We start from the raw sequence: 15,522 nt of genomic DNA on the forward strand, positions 1-15,522 counted from the left end.
GAAAACCATGAACATACTTAATAAAATAAAATGCGTAAATCAACTCAGCATGACCTTTTTAGTGACAATATTGTTTGCATGCGGAGGTGGGGGGAGTGGCGAAAACAGCATGACAGCGCCCCCACAGCAAATAGCAGATACGACACCTAACAATTTTACATTTACAGAGAAAATAGATGTTGAGGTCAATGCCTTAATTGAGTCAGATACTGTAACAATAACAGGCATAGACTCACCAGCCGACATCAGTATTGTAGGCGGCGAATATTCTATTGATGGTGCAGCATTCATTAGTTCAAGTGCCACCATTAGCCCAGAGCAAACCATACAATTAAGGCTATTATCATCAAGTGAACCTCTAACTGCTACCGAATCAGTTTTAACGGTAGGCGGGGTTAGTAGCATTTTTTCGGTTACCACTTTACCTACACTCAACCCCCAATTCATTGAGCGTGCTCAAGCTATAACATACGATCAAATACAGATTTATGAGGGCCACGTTACCTTAGACGATCGCACGCTTACCGCAGCTAACCTAGGCTCACTAGAATCTGGAGACTTAGTGACAATCGATATCGGCTTCGAGTTAATTGGATTACAGGAGTATGCGTTAACTGCGCAACTTATCCCTATGTCTTTAATTGAACAAAAAGCCCCCGGGAATACGTTAGGAGAAATGCTTGATGTAGATTTTATCGAAATAGAAGGCGAAGAGGTAATTGACCTTGGGGGCACCTTTATATCGGGTATAGAAAACGGTACAGGGCGGGGCCTAATACACACTAAATTACCCACTCTTGATAAAGATATAGAGTACCGTCTGATGATTGCTCCTTCTATTCCATTTTTAGAAAATGGTACAGCCTCTATTAAACAAGAGCTCCAGAAAATTACCGTTCACTTTTCAGATGAGACATTAGTAATAACTAGGCTAGACGTTGAATTAGTAAAAGTAATCACCCCCCCGATACTTATTGACGATAATGACTTCACCCAATTGTTAATTATAGATAACTTAGTGGAAGAGTTTGCTGATGGTTTTTCTAATGAAGCCTTATTTCAAACATCAATCGCTGTTGATGTTACTAGCTTTAAAGCCTCAGCAGAATTAGTTGTTAGCTTAGCTTGGCATGCACCAGATGGATCAGAATTTCCGTTGGGGTTAGTAAGCTCAGATCTAGAAGGGGAAGCCCAAATTAATACCGCCGCTAAATTTACCATTGCCCGAAATGGCGGTAGTGCAATTAAAGTTCCGGTCGCAGCCTATGCGACTCCCGAGGCTTACCAAGAAATGCTACAACTATCTACTAACATTCAAGACTTAGCCAATACAGAGGCATTGGTTGCAGAATTTATACTTAGTATCGGAATAGAAAATGGTGAAAGTACCACGTTAGAGATCCCCCTCAGTTTACCTTTAATTAACCAAGATCTAAGACCGCAAACTCGTAATTTTGAAGAGTTAATTGGTTTTACTGTACTTAGAGCTGGCACTTCAAACGATGCATGTTTCACCATACCCAGTAGTGATTTAGACATCGACTCAGGACTATTTCCTGTTGACTCGACAGCTGACCTAATCCCTGCAGAATGTAAAGTTCCTGCGCCATCTGAAGGCCCAATGCTATGGCGATACGATACTACTACTAAACAATTCATAAATTTCCAAACAGATTTAAATGGAGACAATTATTGTATTGAAGCTATAGATGTCAGCGTTATATCTCAAAATATAACTAAGACAGCTCAAGCTAACGTATTTGGAAATTTTGCTGAGTTAAGGGTTAAGAAGTGTCGCTTCCAAGAAAGCACTTTAATTAATCCAGTACCTGAAGGCACAGCTGCCGATGAACAACGTTTCAATTTTATTGATAATAAAATCACTTTATTATTTAACGACCGAAAAGTGATTGTAAATGCCATTGACACCCTAAATGCTGATATCGAGTTAACTGATGACCATGATTTAGCTACTGATATATTTAGAGACACCGAGGGGTTAGTCATCGATAACAATGGCAGGTTATTTTATCTTGGTGACGATCGAGAATTATCTGTTGGTGAAGATGGCGTTGCTAAAATAACTATCGGCTATGGTGGCGAAATTTATGTGGATTACCTCCCCGTAATAGGTATCACAAACAATGGATATGCATATTTAACTGCCAACTTATTTGGTGTTAACTTAGACCTCGCATCAGCTGAATTTATTCAAAAACAATACTTAACAAAACAAATATCAGCCGTTTCTGGCAATTTGCATCCTATAACAGTGGGCAATGGCGCATTAGCCAACTTTAATGTACTCGGCTTTCCGTTTACAAAAGGGGAGATGATCAATACCACCATAACTGAAAGCTTTGACCCAACCGAAAACATTAATGACATATTAAATGGAGAAGGTATTAATCAAGATTTATTAGACCTTAACATGGGTAGTGGCGACTTTAATGAAGAGTTATTTTCAGCCACAGTTGCAGTTGCAGGTATCCCTATTACTTTTAAAGGTGGCGCAGCAGGCAAACTACAACTATTAGGCGATTTACGTTTTGAAGGTGTTGGCATAAAGACATCAGCTAGCTCTAACTTTGAATTAGCAGCTACAGTAAGCGCAGAAGTTGATGCTTTTGTTGCATCGGCAGGAGTCGAAGCTGAATTAGAGCTCATTAAAAAGGCGATTTCTTTTGATGCTAGCGGTGGATTCGACTCTGATGTATCAACAGCAAAGCTAACCTTCGAAGTTGCGAGTGAGCTTGCCATAGACATTAAAGTACTAAAAGGAGAGTTATTAGCCTTTGTTGAATATCCACGAATTTGCTTCTGCAGCAGTATTGGAGAAACAGTTAGAAAAGAAAAAACCTTATTTAGCTCTAACTATTTAATTAACTTTAATGCGAGTTTACTTAAAGGTGAGCAAGCTGTTAGCGTAATTGACTTATAAAAATGGAGTTTACATCCAAACAAAGTATTGGTATTAGTGCTGCACTGTTTACTTTAATGGTAAGCAGTGCAGCTATACTATCTAGCAAAGAGAGAAAGGTTAGCCCTAATTTTTGCTATTCAGTTTACCATATTGAACAAACCTTAGACTTAGGTGTTTTTTTGGGCGATATACAAGACGCTCAACAAATAAAAATTCAAAATAATTTACATGTAAAAGAAGTACTACCATTAGTAAGTTCAGAAAGTAACGAACTATTACCCGTTAAAGTCTCGTCTAATCTCGCCCAATATGTGATGCAGATAGAACCTATTGCCAGTCGAATAAACGGAATCACACAAGAGCGAGGAGATCGTTATCAGCATCCTTTTTTAGTGACAGTGGATAAAGACACCGGACATCTTATAGATTTGCAATCTGCAACTAAAAACGAAAGTGTTTTAAAAGAATACATGTCTATATTTGATTTTTTTCAGCTTTCCGCACAACAAGGTAACTACCAATACCTAAATGGCAATGGCCGCTATACTGCCAATATGGCTTACTCTGTTGATAACCCAAGAAAGTTTTATAAATCAAACTTAGGGTACACCCATACCGAACACAACATCAGCCTGCACAACAATGAACAAGTGATCATCATGAGTGACACTGAATGTTTCTATCAAAGCAGTACAGCACAAGAGTCTTATACTATTAACATGTCACCTAAAGCTTATATGCAGGGTGAAGGGCAAGTCACGATTAACGCACAACCACAAAGTCAATGGTCACCCTCACATCAATTTCATGAATTAAGAGCAAACATTACCCGGTGGCCAGGTTACAAAATTAATAAACCCATAACTCAGGCATTAGCTTTTTCAAAAATAAAAAAAATGCTAATCACGCTCCAAGCTAAGCCTTTAGAAACAAAGCAGGCGTTATCGATCATCACAAAAAGCACTCCTAGCTGGCCATTTTTCGGACGTTATCTAATGCAAAACATAGTGCCTGAAGCGTTAACAGGTAAGGTTATATTGGGGCTACAAAAGATCAATACACAAGCTTCCATTAGCGCCCTAATTTCGATAATAGCCAGCCCTGTACAGTCAGAAACCAAACAGGCCTCGATACAAGCTCTAGCAAGAACATCTGCTAGAGTCAGTCATAAAGACTTAATAAAGTTACAACAACTTGTTTCAAAATCCAGTGATAAGATTGAACTATTAGACAATGATGTATTGCTAATTAACACATTAGGCATGATGGTTAACCGGCGAATTTTAATGCCGCCAGACAATATAAAGCAACTTCAAAAATTTCTACTGACACAATTAGAGTCTGCAACAGGAAAGGATAAAATTCCTTACGTACAAGCCATTAGTCACTATTTAACTGAGTTTGATCATCACGAAAAATCGTTATTGTTAGCTCAATTAAACAATAATCTGGATCCGTTGCGACTAGCTATTACTCAAGCACTAAAAAAAATCCCCTATGACGAATCGTTTACCAAACCTGCTTTAAGCCAACTAAAAAAAGAGCCACAAGCAAATATTAGAGCCGCCTTAATACAATTATTAGAACACTCGACTTCACAGAGTTTAGCGGTAAAACAACACTTAATATCAATACTAAGTATCAGCACCAATAGCCACGAAAGAGAACAGGTATTACATAATTTATATAACGCTTATGATAGTTTTACCCCTCAAGAGGTGGCAATACTCAAACACGTATTGACTCGAGAGTATGTGCCTACTAACCAAAGGTTACTCGCAACAATATTGTTAAAACATAATGACAAGGACGCTTACCAAGAAGACTAAATTAGGATAAGACCATCAATATTCAATTTGAGGTTAGCTTAGCTAAAAAAGATGCATATTGTTGTTTGAACTTATTACTTCTGTTTTTAGCCAGCTGATACAAACTCGCAAATTCAGGGTTATTCTTAACACTATCCATAGAGGGACCTTGGTCTATATGCATAGTGTTATAATACCCAGCACTGACTGCCTTTTTATAAGACTGAATACAACGAGCTTCATCTCCCAACATACAATAGTAAAGCGCATTGTAAAAAACAGTTTCAGAATCGGCTATGTTAGTTTGTTCCAGCTTATGTACTGCAACTAAGCCTTGTTCTATTGAGCCATCGAGCTTAGCTTTGTGAACCTTAGCCACCAGCGCCCATAAGCCATTAGGCGAATCAGAAATGACAGTGTTAAAATAATCTAACGCTTTTTGAGTATTACCTAACTTCAAAAGAAGAATGCCTTTCCAACCATATTTAAAGGCACTATCAGGATAGTTTTCTAATTGCTTTAAGGCTTTTTCATGTTGGTTCATTCCAGAATATACAGAGACAACAGACCGAAACATTATATTTTTGGGATCAAGCTCCAGAGCCTTTTCCATTTCTATTAATGCATAATCATTAAGTCCCGCATATCTAAATATATACCCTAGAGTAAATCGAGTTTGTGCGTTATTTGGATTGATTTTTAACATTCGAATGGCCAGTTCCATTGCTTCGTTAATACGGTTTGTTTCAGTATAAACAAATGCAAGATGAGACATTGCACTTAACAAGTTTGGGTTAATAGATAATGCCTTTTTGTAATACTCAACTGTCTCGTAGGATTCACCCGTATTAATCAGTGCAAATTGTTCGACACTTCTGATTCGATTCCCCAGTTGCACATAAACAGGCGCATATTCACTATCTAACTTAATAGACTCTTTCAATAATGAAATTGCTTCAATATGCCCGGACTGTGAGAAAGGTTGCGCTATACTTCGTAAATAAAGTTCAAAGGCGCTGACATTCACACCATTATTTTTGTTAACTTTGCTTTTCGTTGCACTAGGAAAGTTAGGTTCCAAACCTTTTAGAACGCTATTGGCGACTAAATCTTGCAGCTCAAAAGCATCTTTATAATCCACTTCTATTGCACCAGATCGCCATACCAACTTATGCGATGAAGCCTCTAACAATTCCACATTTAATCTTATGCGATTATCAATATTTAAATAATACCCAGTCAATACGTACTCGACATTTAATGAATCTGCTACTTTTTTAATATCGACTCTTTGCCCTGAGTACTTTCTAATCAAGGTGGATGAGCGCACATTAATTGCACTATTATATGTCAGCTGATTAATCACTCTATCAGCAAGTGCCATACCTAAATAATCAGAATTTTTATCAGGCTTAGTGTTAGTAAATGGTAAAACAGCTAATAAATAATTGTTGGGCTCCTTCTTATTTATTAAAAACCAAACGCTAACAACCAAACTTAATAAACAGAAAGTGATAACACCTAAGATAAAACGTCTTTTAGTACTCCTAGTCGATTGGTTATTAACAGGTGATGGTTGCTCTTGGCTGAGCTTGGCAATAAATTGATAACCTCGTCCGTGGACTGTTTTTATTACTCTTTGAGCTTGTCCATCATCGGCCAACACCTTTCTTGCAGATTTTATATGATTACTCAAAGAGGTATCAGACACACTTCTCCCAGCCCAAATTTTCTGAAACAACTCATCTCTAGTGACAAGCCTATCTCGGTTTTCAATCAGGCAAAGAATTAGATTAAATACCTTGGGTTCACAAGATATATTTTGTCCATCTTTAGCGATCACAAATTTACTAGTGTCTAAACTGTATCCATCAAAAAGATAAATCATTGCGCCCACCCATGAGTAAAAATTACAAATTGACAACTCACTCACTAAAGCTAAACTTTCAAAGCTGTATCGATAAACAATCTGACACAAGTAATATCTTAATGCCAATAGATTGATAGTCTATATAACCGCCACTTCTGCTATACACCTTTATAATGGTATTTTGAAAACCCTATAACGGCCTTCGTCATTGCTTTTGATACACTCGACGATTGCCAAACAGATTCAGATTAGACTAGGTAAGATGAATAAGTCATCATATCGAACAACGATTTAGCTAAAATTTTAACCTACTCACTCTTAACAAGTCGGATTTTCAATGACCCAAATATTTAAACCTATTAGCTTTTTTTTGATTTTCAGCACAGTTGGACTATTAAAATCTCACGCTAATGAGCCGTTATCGGAACCGGTTGATTTAACGTCTTTGCCAGCACAAGTTGCTCAGGCCCTAGATAAATTTGCTACACCCGGCATGGCAGTGGGAGTGACTTACAAGGGAAGGGTAATTCATCTAGAAGGTTACGGTAAACGGGATATCAAAGGTGACTTAGCAGTTAAGCCCACAACGCAATTTCGTATTGGCTCTACCAGCAAAGCCTTTACCGTTGCAAGTCTAGGAATATTGGTTGATGAAGGTAAATTAAACTGGGAAGACAAGGTCACAGATCACTTGCCAGAGTTCAAAATGATGGACTCATGGGTAACAGCGGAGTTTACCATCCGAGATTTACTCACCCATAAAAGTGGTTTAGTCAGCGGTGCCGGTGACAGTATGATTTGGCCAGAGCCTTCAGGCTTTTCGCGCCAAGAGGTTATCCATAACCTACGTTACTTAACACCTAAGTATAGTTTCAGAACTCAATATGCTTACAGCAATGTAATGTATATAACCGCAGCTGAGATTGTAGCCAGAATCACTAATATGCCTTGGGAACAATTCGTAGAAACCCGAATATTTGCGCCACTCAATATGAATTGCTATGCCGGAGATATGCCAAAAGCAGCTCTTGAGAATGTATCAAAAGGGTATGGCATTAACTCAACTGATGATTTTTTTGAAATACCCCGTAATGGCATCAATGGCAAAACATTAATGTCGGCAGCAGCTGGCGGTATAGTCTGCAATGCGCAAGACATGCTGAAATGGGCTAGTCATTTATTAACCTTAAACAAACAGTTCAATTCAGAAAATGAAGTCTTTAACACTAAAGTGTTTAGCCCTCAAAGACTCAAAGAAATGTGGTCTCCTATTACCATTCTCCCCTTACCCAAAAGAGAGCAGGAGAACAACCAAACTCACATTAAGACCTACGGCTTAGGTTGGCGATTATTTGATGTTGATGGCCTGCAGCTAGCCTCACATACAGGCACCATATCAGGCTTTCAGGCCTTTGTTACTATAGCGCCAAAATTAGAATTAGGCATTGTTTTGCTTAGTAATGGCTCAAATTCAGGCGCTAGAGCATCGATTATGCAAACCATAATAAAAGCATTTGTGAGTCAAAATGATGCTTATGATTGGGTACAAGATGAGTTTGAGTATCGCGAAGTACGAAAGCAAAAGTACTTAGAAAATTGGCAAGAACCCAAAGGCCCAAACACTGTTTTGTTAGCTCAATCAAACTATGTGGGTACATTTGAAGACGAATGGTTTGGAAAGATAATGATAGAAAAAACTAAAGGTAAATTACGCATTCATTCAGACCGGATGTTGAGCCTTAAAGGAACACTAAAACCATTTAATGAACATAGCTTTAAAATAGTTTGGGACAATCAAAATGCCGCTAGCAATGCATTTATCCGCTTTAATACTGACGTAAACAGTATTGTAACCTCATTCACTTTAGCGCCCTTTAAGGTAGTAGAGCCTGAAAACCACGAGTACTTAGATATGTTTTTTAATAAAATTGACTAAACTGCAACCCAATCAGCAAAGCGCTAATTGGGTGAGTCGTGCAAAAACTTATGTTAGACTATTCGGCCAGTTTTTCCCGTGTTTAACCACACTTATAAATTAACTAATAACAGATACTCTCTACATTGAACTCCATAGAACTTCGCACCGCATTCTCCTTAGCATTTGTATATGTTTTACGCATGCTTGGTTTATTTATGGTGATGCCTGTATTAGCGATTAGCGCCACAAATTATGTAGATTACTCTGCATTTTTAGTAGGCCTCGCCATAGGTGGATACGGTCTAACCCAAGCAATATTACAAATTCCTATGGGGGTACTTTCAGACAAGATAGGTCGTAAGCCTGTAATTGTTGGGGGCTTAATCTTATTCTCATTAGGTAGTATTTTAGCGGGGTTATCTGAAAATTTAACTTGGATAGTAATAGGTAGATTTTTACAAGGGGCTGGTGCAATTGCCGGAGCAATCATGGCACTGGCAGGCGATTTAAGCCGCGAACCCCAACGCCCTAAAGTAATGGCTGTAATAGGTATTTCAATTGGTTTTTCATTTTATCTAGCCTTGTTATTAGGCCCTATCATTGGGGGTAAATTCGGCTTAAGTGGCATATTTATGGCCACCGGCTTTTTAGCTTTAGGATGTATTTTATTAGTGATATTTGCGGTACCAAATGCGGTTAACATTGCCCCAAAGGGAGACACCCTCCCAGTTATTGACGATATTAAAAGCCTATTTACCCACCCTCAACTACTGCGGCTGAATATTAGTGTGTTATTGCTACACATGATGATCACCTTAGTATTTGTCCAAATTCCTATATTTTTAGTGAACTTAAACTGGCCTTTAGCTAGCCATTGGCAGGTGTATTTAGTGGTTTTAGTTGCCTCCATAGTAGGATTACTAGGTTTAATGAGGCTTGCGGCTAGACACCCGGGTGCTGTATTACAAATTAGCGTATTAGGTCTTGCCTTAATATTCACATGTATGATTTTTGGCCATCATTCTTTGGTTTATTTGATAATCTTAATAAGCTTATTTTTTACTTGTTTCAATTATCTGGAAGCCAACTTCCCAGCTATGGTGTCTAATATTGCCCCTGCCGGAAAAAAAGGTTCTGCAATGGGAATTTATGCTAGCTTTCAATTCTTTGGTGCATTCATAGGCGGAGTAACATCTGGTAGCGTGAGCGAATATTTTGGTCTGCAGTGGGTATTTGTAATTGCCAGCCTTGTATGTGTGTTTTGGCTATTTTTAATACGTGGTTTGCAGGCGACTAATCGTTTAAAAAGATATACACTAAAAACACAAAATCAAATCACTGATCTAGCGTTTCAACAACTTGCCAAATTAGAAGGTGTAATGGATATCACCCTAGTACCTAGTGAGCAAGTTGTTTACTTAAAAGCAGATGGTAAATATTTCGATATTCAGCAAGCCAGAGACTTGTTGAACATACCAGAATAATTAGGAGTCATAATGGCGAGTAAAGGCGTAAATAAAGTAATTTTAGTAGGTAACTTAGGTAAAGATCCTGAAGTCAGATATACCCCAAATGGCAAAGCGGTCGCTAACTTGACTTTAGCCACCTCAGAAAGCTGGAAAGACCAAAGTGGTCAAGTTCAAGAAAAAACCGAATGGCACCGAGTTTCAATGTTTGGAAAATTAGCCGAAATAGCTGGTGAATATCTACGTAAAGGCAGCCAAATTTATGTTGAAGGCAAATTACAAACACGTAAATGGCAAGACCAACAAGGTCAAGATCGCTATACCACAGAAATTGTACTCGACCCATTTAACGGTGTAATGCAAATGTTAGGCGGTAAAAGTGGTGGACAATCACAATCTGAAGGTGGCTTTCAGGGGCAACAACGCTCTGCACCACAAGCGGCACCGCAGCAAAACCAAGGTTATCAGCAACAACAGCCTCAATATCAACAGTCCCCAGCTCAAAATCAAGGTTTCAACCAAGCGCCAGCGCAAAATCAAGGCTTTAACCAGACTCCGGCTCAAGGCAAGCCAAATCCAGCGCCTGAGCCAGATTTTGACTTTGACGACGACATTCCGTTCTAGTCAAAGACAAAATTAAAAATCTTGAAAAACACTCTTAAAAGCCGCTATTAAGCGGCTTTTAATTAGCCAAAACTAATCGTCATGAATACTGCTTAGTGAGGGTTGAATTAAGGATTTTATACGATTTTTGAAAGGTATTGTTATAGGTAACCATGTATGGATCAATTTGTAACCATTTTTCAAAAAATCCCCTAGTATTTAGTTCTCAACCCAAGGAGCCAAAATATGAAATTATTAAACGTAGGCTTAATCAGCTTAGTCATTTTCTCAACAGGTGCTTTTGCTAAAACACAATTACCTGTTTCAGCACATAATTGCAAAATTGTTCAAGAAAAACTTGATTCAATGGAAGCTCGCGAAAAAGTAGGTTCATCAACGGCTAAACATGCTAAACGTCTTAGAGCAAACATTGAAATGTTCGAAGAACTTAAAGATGGCTGTTTGAAAACAGGATTAGTTATCAAGTAACTACTTCTTAAGGGCTAGATTTATCTTTCATAAAAATTAGCCCTTACTCTTTGTTAAACAATAATTCTTAATGCTGCACTTCATTTAAATCTCCAATCATATTGTAATCTGATTAATCTTTTCCAAACAAACATTTTAGATTGTTTCATTCTAGTAAAATAACGTAACTACTTTGGGATACTTGTAGTAGTAATTTTTAATAACCACTAAAATCGTCAAACCGAGAGGTTTAGAGTGTACTTTTAGTGGGCGAATACAGGTTGCCCTTTTGGTGTTGTCGTCAACTTGGGGTATATTTACTCCTGTCTAAAATATAATAGTTAGAGTTGAATTAACTCCTGAGCGAACTTATGAAAAAAGATCAAAAGTCAGACATAAATACTCGAAGCTTGTTGTTCAATATTTCCGCAATAGTCATTTTTAGTATCATAATGCTGGGCACTTTAGTTTATTTGTATTCAGGCTCAACAAACATAAAACGTATCGCAATAGAAAATTTAGCTAAGAAATTTGCTACGAATATCCAAAATGCGCATTGGCAATGGCAAGGTGAAGGCAAGCCTGAAATATTAATGTTAGTGTCTTATACGAGTCAACTTGGCAAAAATGAGAAGGTAACCGAAACCTCCCGAAAACCAATATTTATGACTCACGATGGTTGGCCCAAAGCAGACTCTACGTCAAAAGGTTGTGCCAAAATTTGGGATATGGTACTAAATACGCCCATGACAATTGAAGGCTTCAAGGTAATCGCCGAATATTATGATGGATTAAAACTGACAAATAACCCATTAGATTCAACCTGTAGATACAGATTATCTATTGGCCCCTATTTCGAATATAAGGTACATACAGGGCAAGTATCGCAAGTTAAGTCTTAAGTCTTAAGTCTTCATGACATAGATGTTTTAAAGCCATTCCAAACCAATGGATCTTCCTTATTTTCGCTAGAAATAACTTTTTGCCTACTGCCACAGCCGCACAAGCTAATGCTAAAATTAAGAGACTCACCATTTAGTGACAGTCACAACGTCACCCAGCAAATTTGAACCCGTCATTAAACTTGAATATACAGAGGTATAGATAAACTAACTTGTTACAACTCTACTGCGAGTTAAAATAACAACCAACCTGAGATTAGTTTTAATCTGCCCCTTACCTTTGAGATAAAATATGAAACAAAAAGATGGCTTTACATTGATTGAATTCATAATAGTGATGGCCATTTTAGGTGTTGCGGCGGCCTCAGCTACCCCTAAATTTGTTGATATTAAGAGTGATTTACACGCGTCAACCCTAAAAGGCGTGCAAGCTGCACTGAAAGTAGGTTCACAACTCATTTACGCTAAGTCAGTTGTTGCTGGTGAACAAAAAAATCCATCAGCTTTCAACACCTCCTCCCAGATAACATTAGGAAGCAGTCCTATCGAAACAGATTTTGGCTACCCTGATGCTGACGTCGCTACACTTGCCTCAGTTCAGTCTTGGGGGAATATTCATTCGACTCAATTAACTCTCCTTGCAGGTACAGTGTCACATCCCACAAAAGAGGCTCCAGCCAGCGGCACTATTGCTCTTTTTCCGACAGGCTATACTCACGTAGATTTTACAGAAACAAGTGAAGCAGGCCTTAGTTGCCATGCGTTGTACACAGAAGCTGAAAATGAATACACACCGCCAATAATTACAGTTGTTATTGGTAGTTGCTAAATTTCTTTTAATTTAACATGGTATTGTGAGCCACACTTAACGACGAAACATATAAACACCTTGAATTAATTAGAAGGTTTGTAATTCACCGCTTAATTTCTGAAAATGTTGTTGGTTTTATACTCAATTCTCAAAATATTCCCCTAAACCCCCTTTTTTATTGCATGGTTGATTTACACTGCTTGCCCAAATCACAGTGCATTGGTACAGTTAGCGCAATATTTAACTTATCAATAAAAGTGCGGTTTTTTCATGTTTAAAAAGCTTCGGGGAATGTTTTCCAACGATTTGTCAATCGACCTCGGTACAGCAAATACCCTTATCTATATCAAAGATCAGGGAATAGTTCTAAATGAACCCTCCGTTGTTGCTATTCGTCAAGAGCGAACTGGCGGTCCTAAAAGTGTGGCAGCCGTAGGGGTTGAAGCAAAACAAATGTTAGGCCGAACTCCTGGTAATATAAAAGCCATCAGGCCAATGAAAGACGGCGTAATTGCAGACTTTTATGTAACTGAGAAAATGCTTCAGCATTTTATAAAACAAGTCCACGACAATAATTTTTTACGCCCTAGCCCAAGAGTGCTAGTGTGTGTGCCTTGTGGTTCAACTCAAGTTGAGCGTAGAGCCATTAGAGAATCAGCCCTAGGAGCAGGGGCACGAGAAGTTTACCTTATCGACGAACCTATGGCTGCGGCAATTGGTTCAGGATTACCTGTTTCTGAAGCAACAGGCTCCATGGTGGTTGATATTGGGGGTGGTACTACCGAGGTCGCTATCATTTCCTTAAATGGTATTGTTTATTCCTCATCAGTCCGAATAGGTGGTGATAAGTTTGACGAAGCTATTATTTCTTATATACGCCGTAACTTCGGCTCTTTGATAGGTGAAGCAACTGCTGAGCGCATCAAACATGAAATCGGTGCTGCATACCCAGGTGAAGAAGTTAAAGAAATAGAAGTTCGAGGACGTAATTTAGCAGAAGGGGTACCTCGTAGTTTTACTCTTAACAGCAACGAAATCCTAGAAGCGTTACAAGAACCTTTAACAGGAATCGTCTCTGCAGTCATGGTTGCTTTAGAACAATCTCCTCCGGAATTAGCCTCAGATATATCAGAACGAGGAATGGTATTAACCGGCGGTGGTGCCTTGTTGAAAGATTTAGATCGTTTATTAATGGAAGAAACTGGCATTCCTGTAGTAATAGCTGATGATCCTTTAACCTGTGTAGCCAGAGGTGGTGGTAAAGCTTTCGAAATGATAGATATTCACGGAGGCGACCTTTTTAGTTACGAAGAGTAACTTTAAACCGGCTTATAGAACTTAGGTGGTGTCGCACCACCTTACTCTTATTCTAAGAGTCAGTCATCACTCAGCGAGAGTTTACAAGCACTTTATCAAGGCCCATAAATGAACTTGATGTTTTCCAAAGGACCTTCACTACCTAACCGGTTAGTTTTAGGTTTGCTGTTATCCATTTTTCTTATCTTGTTTGACCATAAATTAAATGGGTTTGCGACGACTCGCGTTTACCTCAATTCTTTTGTTAGTCCATTACAATATTTAGCAAATCTACCAGGCGAACTGTTAAGTGTCAGTGCCAGTCGCTTAGTCTCCCATGAGCAGTTATTCAAAGAGAATGCTCAGCTAACTCGCGAAGCCCTTATAACGAGTGGGCAACTGCAAAAATTTAGATTTTTAGAAGCTGAAAATGACCGTCTTCGAAGCTTATTAAACTCCCCTGTAAAAAATAATGTCCGCCGAGAAGTGGCAGAATTAATGGCAGTAGATAACAACCCCTATAGCCTGCAAATAATAATAAACAAAGGCGCACTAAATGACATCTATGAAAGCCAACCGGTTCTCGACGATAAGGGTATAGTTGGGCAAATTATGCAAGTGGGCTCCACCAATAGCCGGGTATTACTGATTACCGACGTGACCCACGCCTTACCAGTAAGAGTGGCAAGAAATAATGTACGTCTAATCGTATCTGGAACTGGAAGCTTAAATGAGTTAATTATCCAACATGTGCCTCATAGTACCGACCTGAATGAAGGTGATTTATTGTTATCTTCAGGCCTAGGCAACGTTTTCCCAGAAGGTTACCCTGTAGCCGAAATAACCTCTATTGTTAGCGATGAAGGTCGCCCTTTTTTACAGGTTAAAGCTAAACCCATCGCGCAATTAGACCGGCTTAAATACTTATTATTGTTGTGGAGTGACATCAATAACAACGAACCTACAGAGGAAGCTAACCTGTGAGTTTGCGCACTTATACCATTCCCCTGAGTATACTCATTGCTCTAGTATTGCAAATAACACCCATGCCATCGGTGGTAGATTTATATCGTCCAGATTGGGTCTTATTAGTATTAAGTTACTGGGCTTTAGCACTGCCAAATAGAGTCAGTGTTGGGGTCGCTTTTATCACTGGGCTAATATTAGATATCTTGCTTGGAACAAGCATGGGGATCCACAGTTTTGCAATGTGCTTAAGCATTTATGTATTGGCTGCAAATTATCAGCGCTTACGAAACTACTCAGTTTGGCAGCAATCTATGATTATTGGCATTATGTCAGCCTTGTATAATCTAGTAGTTTTTTGGTTTCAGCACTTGATTACTGATATTTACTTTCTGTTTGAATACTTATGGCCTGTTGCGAGTTCAATGGTCATCTGGCCTTGGTTATTCTGGCTGTTACGTAAAATACGCCGTCAATTAAGATTAAAGTAA

The 15,522-nt window shown here is 38.6% G+C and carries 12 protein-coding genes; 11 read left to right on the forward strand and 1 reads right to left on the reverse strand.

From position 1 onward, the window contains the following. The first annotated feature begins 7 nt into the window (after positions 1-7). Both ABJD71_RS05235 and ABJD71_RS05240 read left to right on the forward strand, forming a co-directional pair. On the forward strand, positions 8-2,941 hold the full coding sequence (locus ABJD71_RS05235) for a hypothetical protein (RefSeq protein WP_348165623.1): 2,934 nt from the start codon (positions 8-10) through the stop codon (positions 2,939-2,941). Positions 2,942-2,943: 2 nt separating this feature from the next. After that, complete coding sequence (locus ABJD71_RS05240; RefSeq protein ID WP_348165626.1) at positions 2,944-4,752, forward strand: hypothetical protein; 1,809 nt, start codon at positions 2,944-2,946, stop codon at positions 4,750-4,752. 22 nt (positions 4,753-4,774) lie between these two features. On the opposite strand, the gene ABJD71_RS05245 is transcribed toward ABJD71_RS05240, so the two are convergent. Continuing rightward, positions 4,775-6,619, reverse strand: coding sequence for a winged helix-turn-helix domain-containing protein (locus ABJD71_RS05245; RefSeq protein ID WP_348165629.1), 1,845 nt, complete (start codon positions 6,617-6,619; stop codon positions 4,775-4,777). 319 nt (positions 6,620-6,938) lie between these two features. Between ABJD71_RS05245 and ABJD71_RS05250 the strand changes: the two genes are divergently transcribed. From ABJD71_RS05250 to mreD, 9 genes are all read left to right on the forward strand, one after another. After that, positions 6,939-8,537: a serine hydrolase gene (locus tag ABJD71_RS05250; RefSeq protein WP_348165633.1), complete on the forward strand. Its 1,599-nt coding sequence runs from the start codon at positions 6,939-6,941 to the stop codon at positions 8,535-8,537. Between the two features lie 125 nt (positions 8,538-8,662). After that, positions 8,663-10,003 (forward strand): MFS transporter, encoded by a 1,341-nt coding sequence (locus tag ABJD71_RS05255; protein WP_348165636.1) that lies wholly within the window; start codon positions 8,663-8,665, stop codon positions 10,001-10,003. Positions 10,004-10,015: 12 nt separating this feature from the next. After that, positions 10,016-10,609 (forward strand): single-stranded DNA-binding protein, encoded by a 594-nt coding sequence (ssb, locus tag ABJD71_RS05260; RefSeq protein WP_348165639.1) that lies wholly within the window; start codon positions 10,016-10,018, stop codon positions 10,607-10,609. A gap of 225 nt (positions 10,610-10,834) precedes the next feature. Further along, positions 10,835-11,077, forward strand: a complete 243-nt coding sequence (locus ABJD71_RS05265) for a hypothetical protein (protein WP_348165642.1) — start codon at positions 10,835-10,837, stop codon at positions 11,075-11,077. Between the two features lie 350 nt (positions 11,078-11,427). Beyond that, a complete protein-coding gene (locus tag ABJD71_RS05270; RefSeq protein ID WP_348165644.1) occupies positions 11,428-11,958 on the forward strand; it encodes a hypothetical protein in 531 nt (176 codons plus the stop codon). Positions 11,959-12,250: 292 nt separating this feature from the next. Then, the gene (locus ABJD71_RS05275) at positions 12,251-12,787 is read left to right on the forward strand and encodes a type II secretion system protein (protein ID WP_348165647.1); all 537 of its coding nucleotides are present in this window, start codon (positions 12,251-12,253) and stop codon (positions 12,785-12,787) included. A 252-nt stretch (positions 12,788-13,039) separates the two neighbouring features. Beyond that, positions 13,040-14,086, forward strand: coding sequence for a rod shape-determining protein (locus tag ABJD71_RS05280; RefSeq protein ID WP_133469822.1), 1,047 nt, complete (start codon positions 13,040-13,042; stop codon positions 14,084-14,086). 108 nt (positions 14,087-14,194) lie between these two features. Next, positions 14,195-15,049: a rod shape-determining protein MreC gene (gene mreC / locus ABJD71_RS05285; RefSeq protein WP_348165650.1), complete on the forward strand. Its 855-nt coding sequence runs from the start codon at positions 14,195-14,197 to the stop codon at positions 15,047-15,049. Beyond that, the gene (gene mreD, locus ABJD71_RS05290; protein WP_348165653.1) at positions 15,046-15,522 is read left to right on the forward strand and encodes a rod shape-determining protein MreD; all 477 of its coding nucleotides are present in this window, start codon (positions 15,046-15,048) and stop codon (positions 15,520-15,522) included. The genes mreC and mreD overlap by 4 nt, the downstream gene beginning before the upstream one ends.

The organism is Paraglaciecola sp. (genome assembly GCF_039943935.1).
Classification (GTDB): domain Bacteria; phylum Pseudomonadota; class Gammaproteobacteria; order Enterobacterales; family Alteromonadaceae; genus Paraglaciecola.

Coding starts and splice junctions, on each gene's coding strand:
- ABJD71_RS05270 (WP_348165644.1), top strand. CDS start 11,428: ATGAAAAAAGATCAAAAGTCAGACATAAATACTCGAAGCTTGTTGTTC.
- ABJD71_RS05265 (WP_348165642.1), top strand. CDS start 10,835: ATGAAATTATTAAACGTAGGCTTAATCAGCTTAGTCATTTTCTCAACA.
- ABJD71_RS05280 (WP_133469822.1), top strand. CDS start 13,040: ATGTTTAAAAAGCTTCGGGGAATGTTTTCCAACGATTTGTCAATCGAC.
- ABJD71_RS05240 (WP_348165626.1), top strand. CDS start 2,944: ATGGAGTTTACATCCAAACAAAGTATTGGTATTAGTGCTGCACTGTTT.
- ABJD71_RS05235 (WP_348165623.1), top strand. CDS start 8: ATGAACATACTTAATAAAATAAAATGCGTAAATCAACTCAGCATGACC.
- ABJD71_RS05245 (WP_348165629.1), bottom strand. CDS start 6,619: ATGATTTATCTTTTTGATGGATACAGTTTAGACACTAGTAAATTTGTG.
- ABJD71_RS05250 (WP_348165633.1), top strand. CDS start 6,939: ATGACCCAAATATTTAAACCTATTAGCTTTTTTTTGATTTTCAGCACA.
- ABJD71_RS05275 (WP_348165647.1), top strand. CDS start 12,251: ATGAAACAAAAAGATGGCTTTACATTGATTGAATTCATAATAGTGATG.
- ssb (WP_348165639.1), top strand. CDS start 10,016: ATGGCGAGTAAAGGCGTAAATAAAGTAATTTTAGTAGGTAACTTAGGT.
- mreC (WP_348165650.1), top strand. CDS start 14,195: ATGAACTTGATGTTTTCCAAAGGACCTTCACTACCTAACCGGTTAGTT.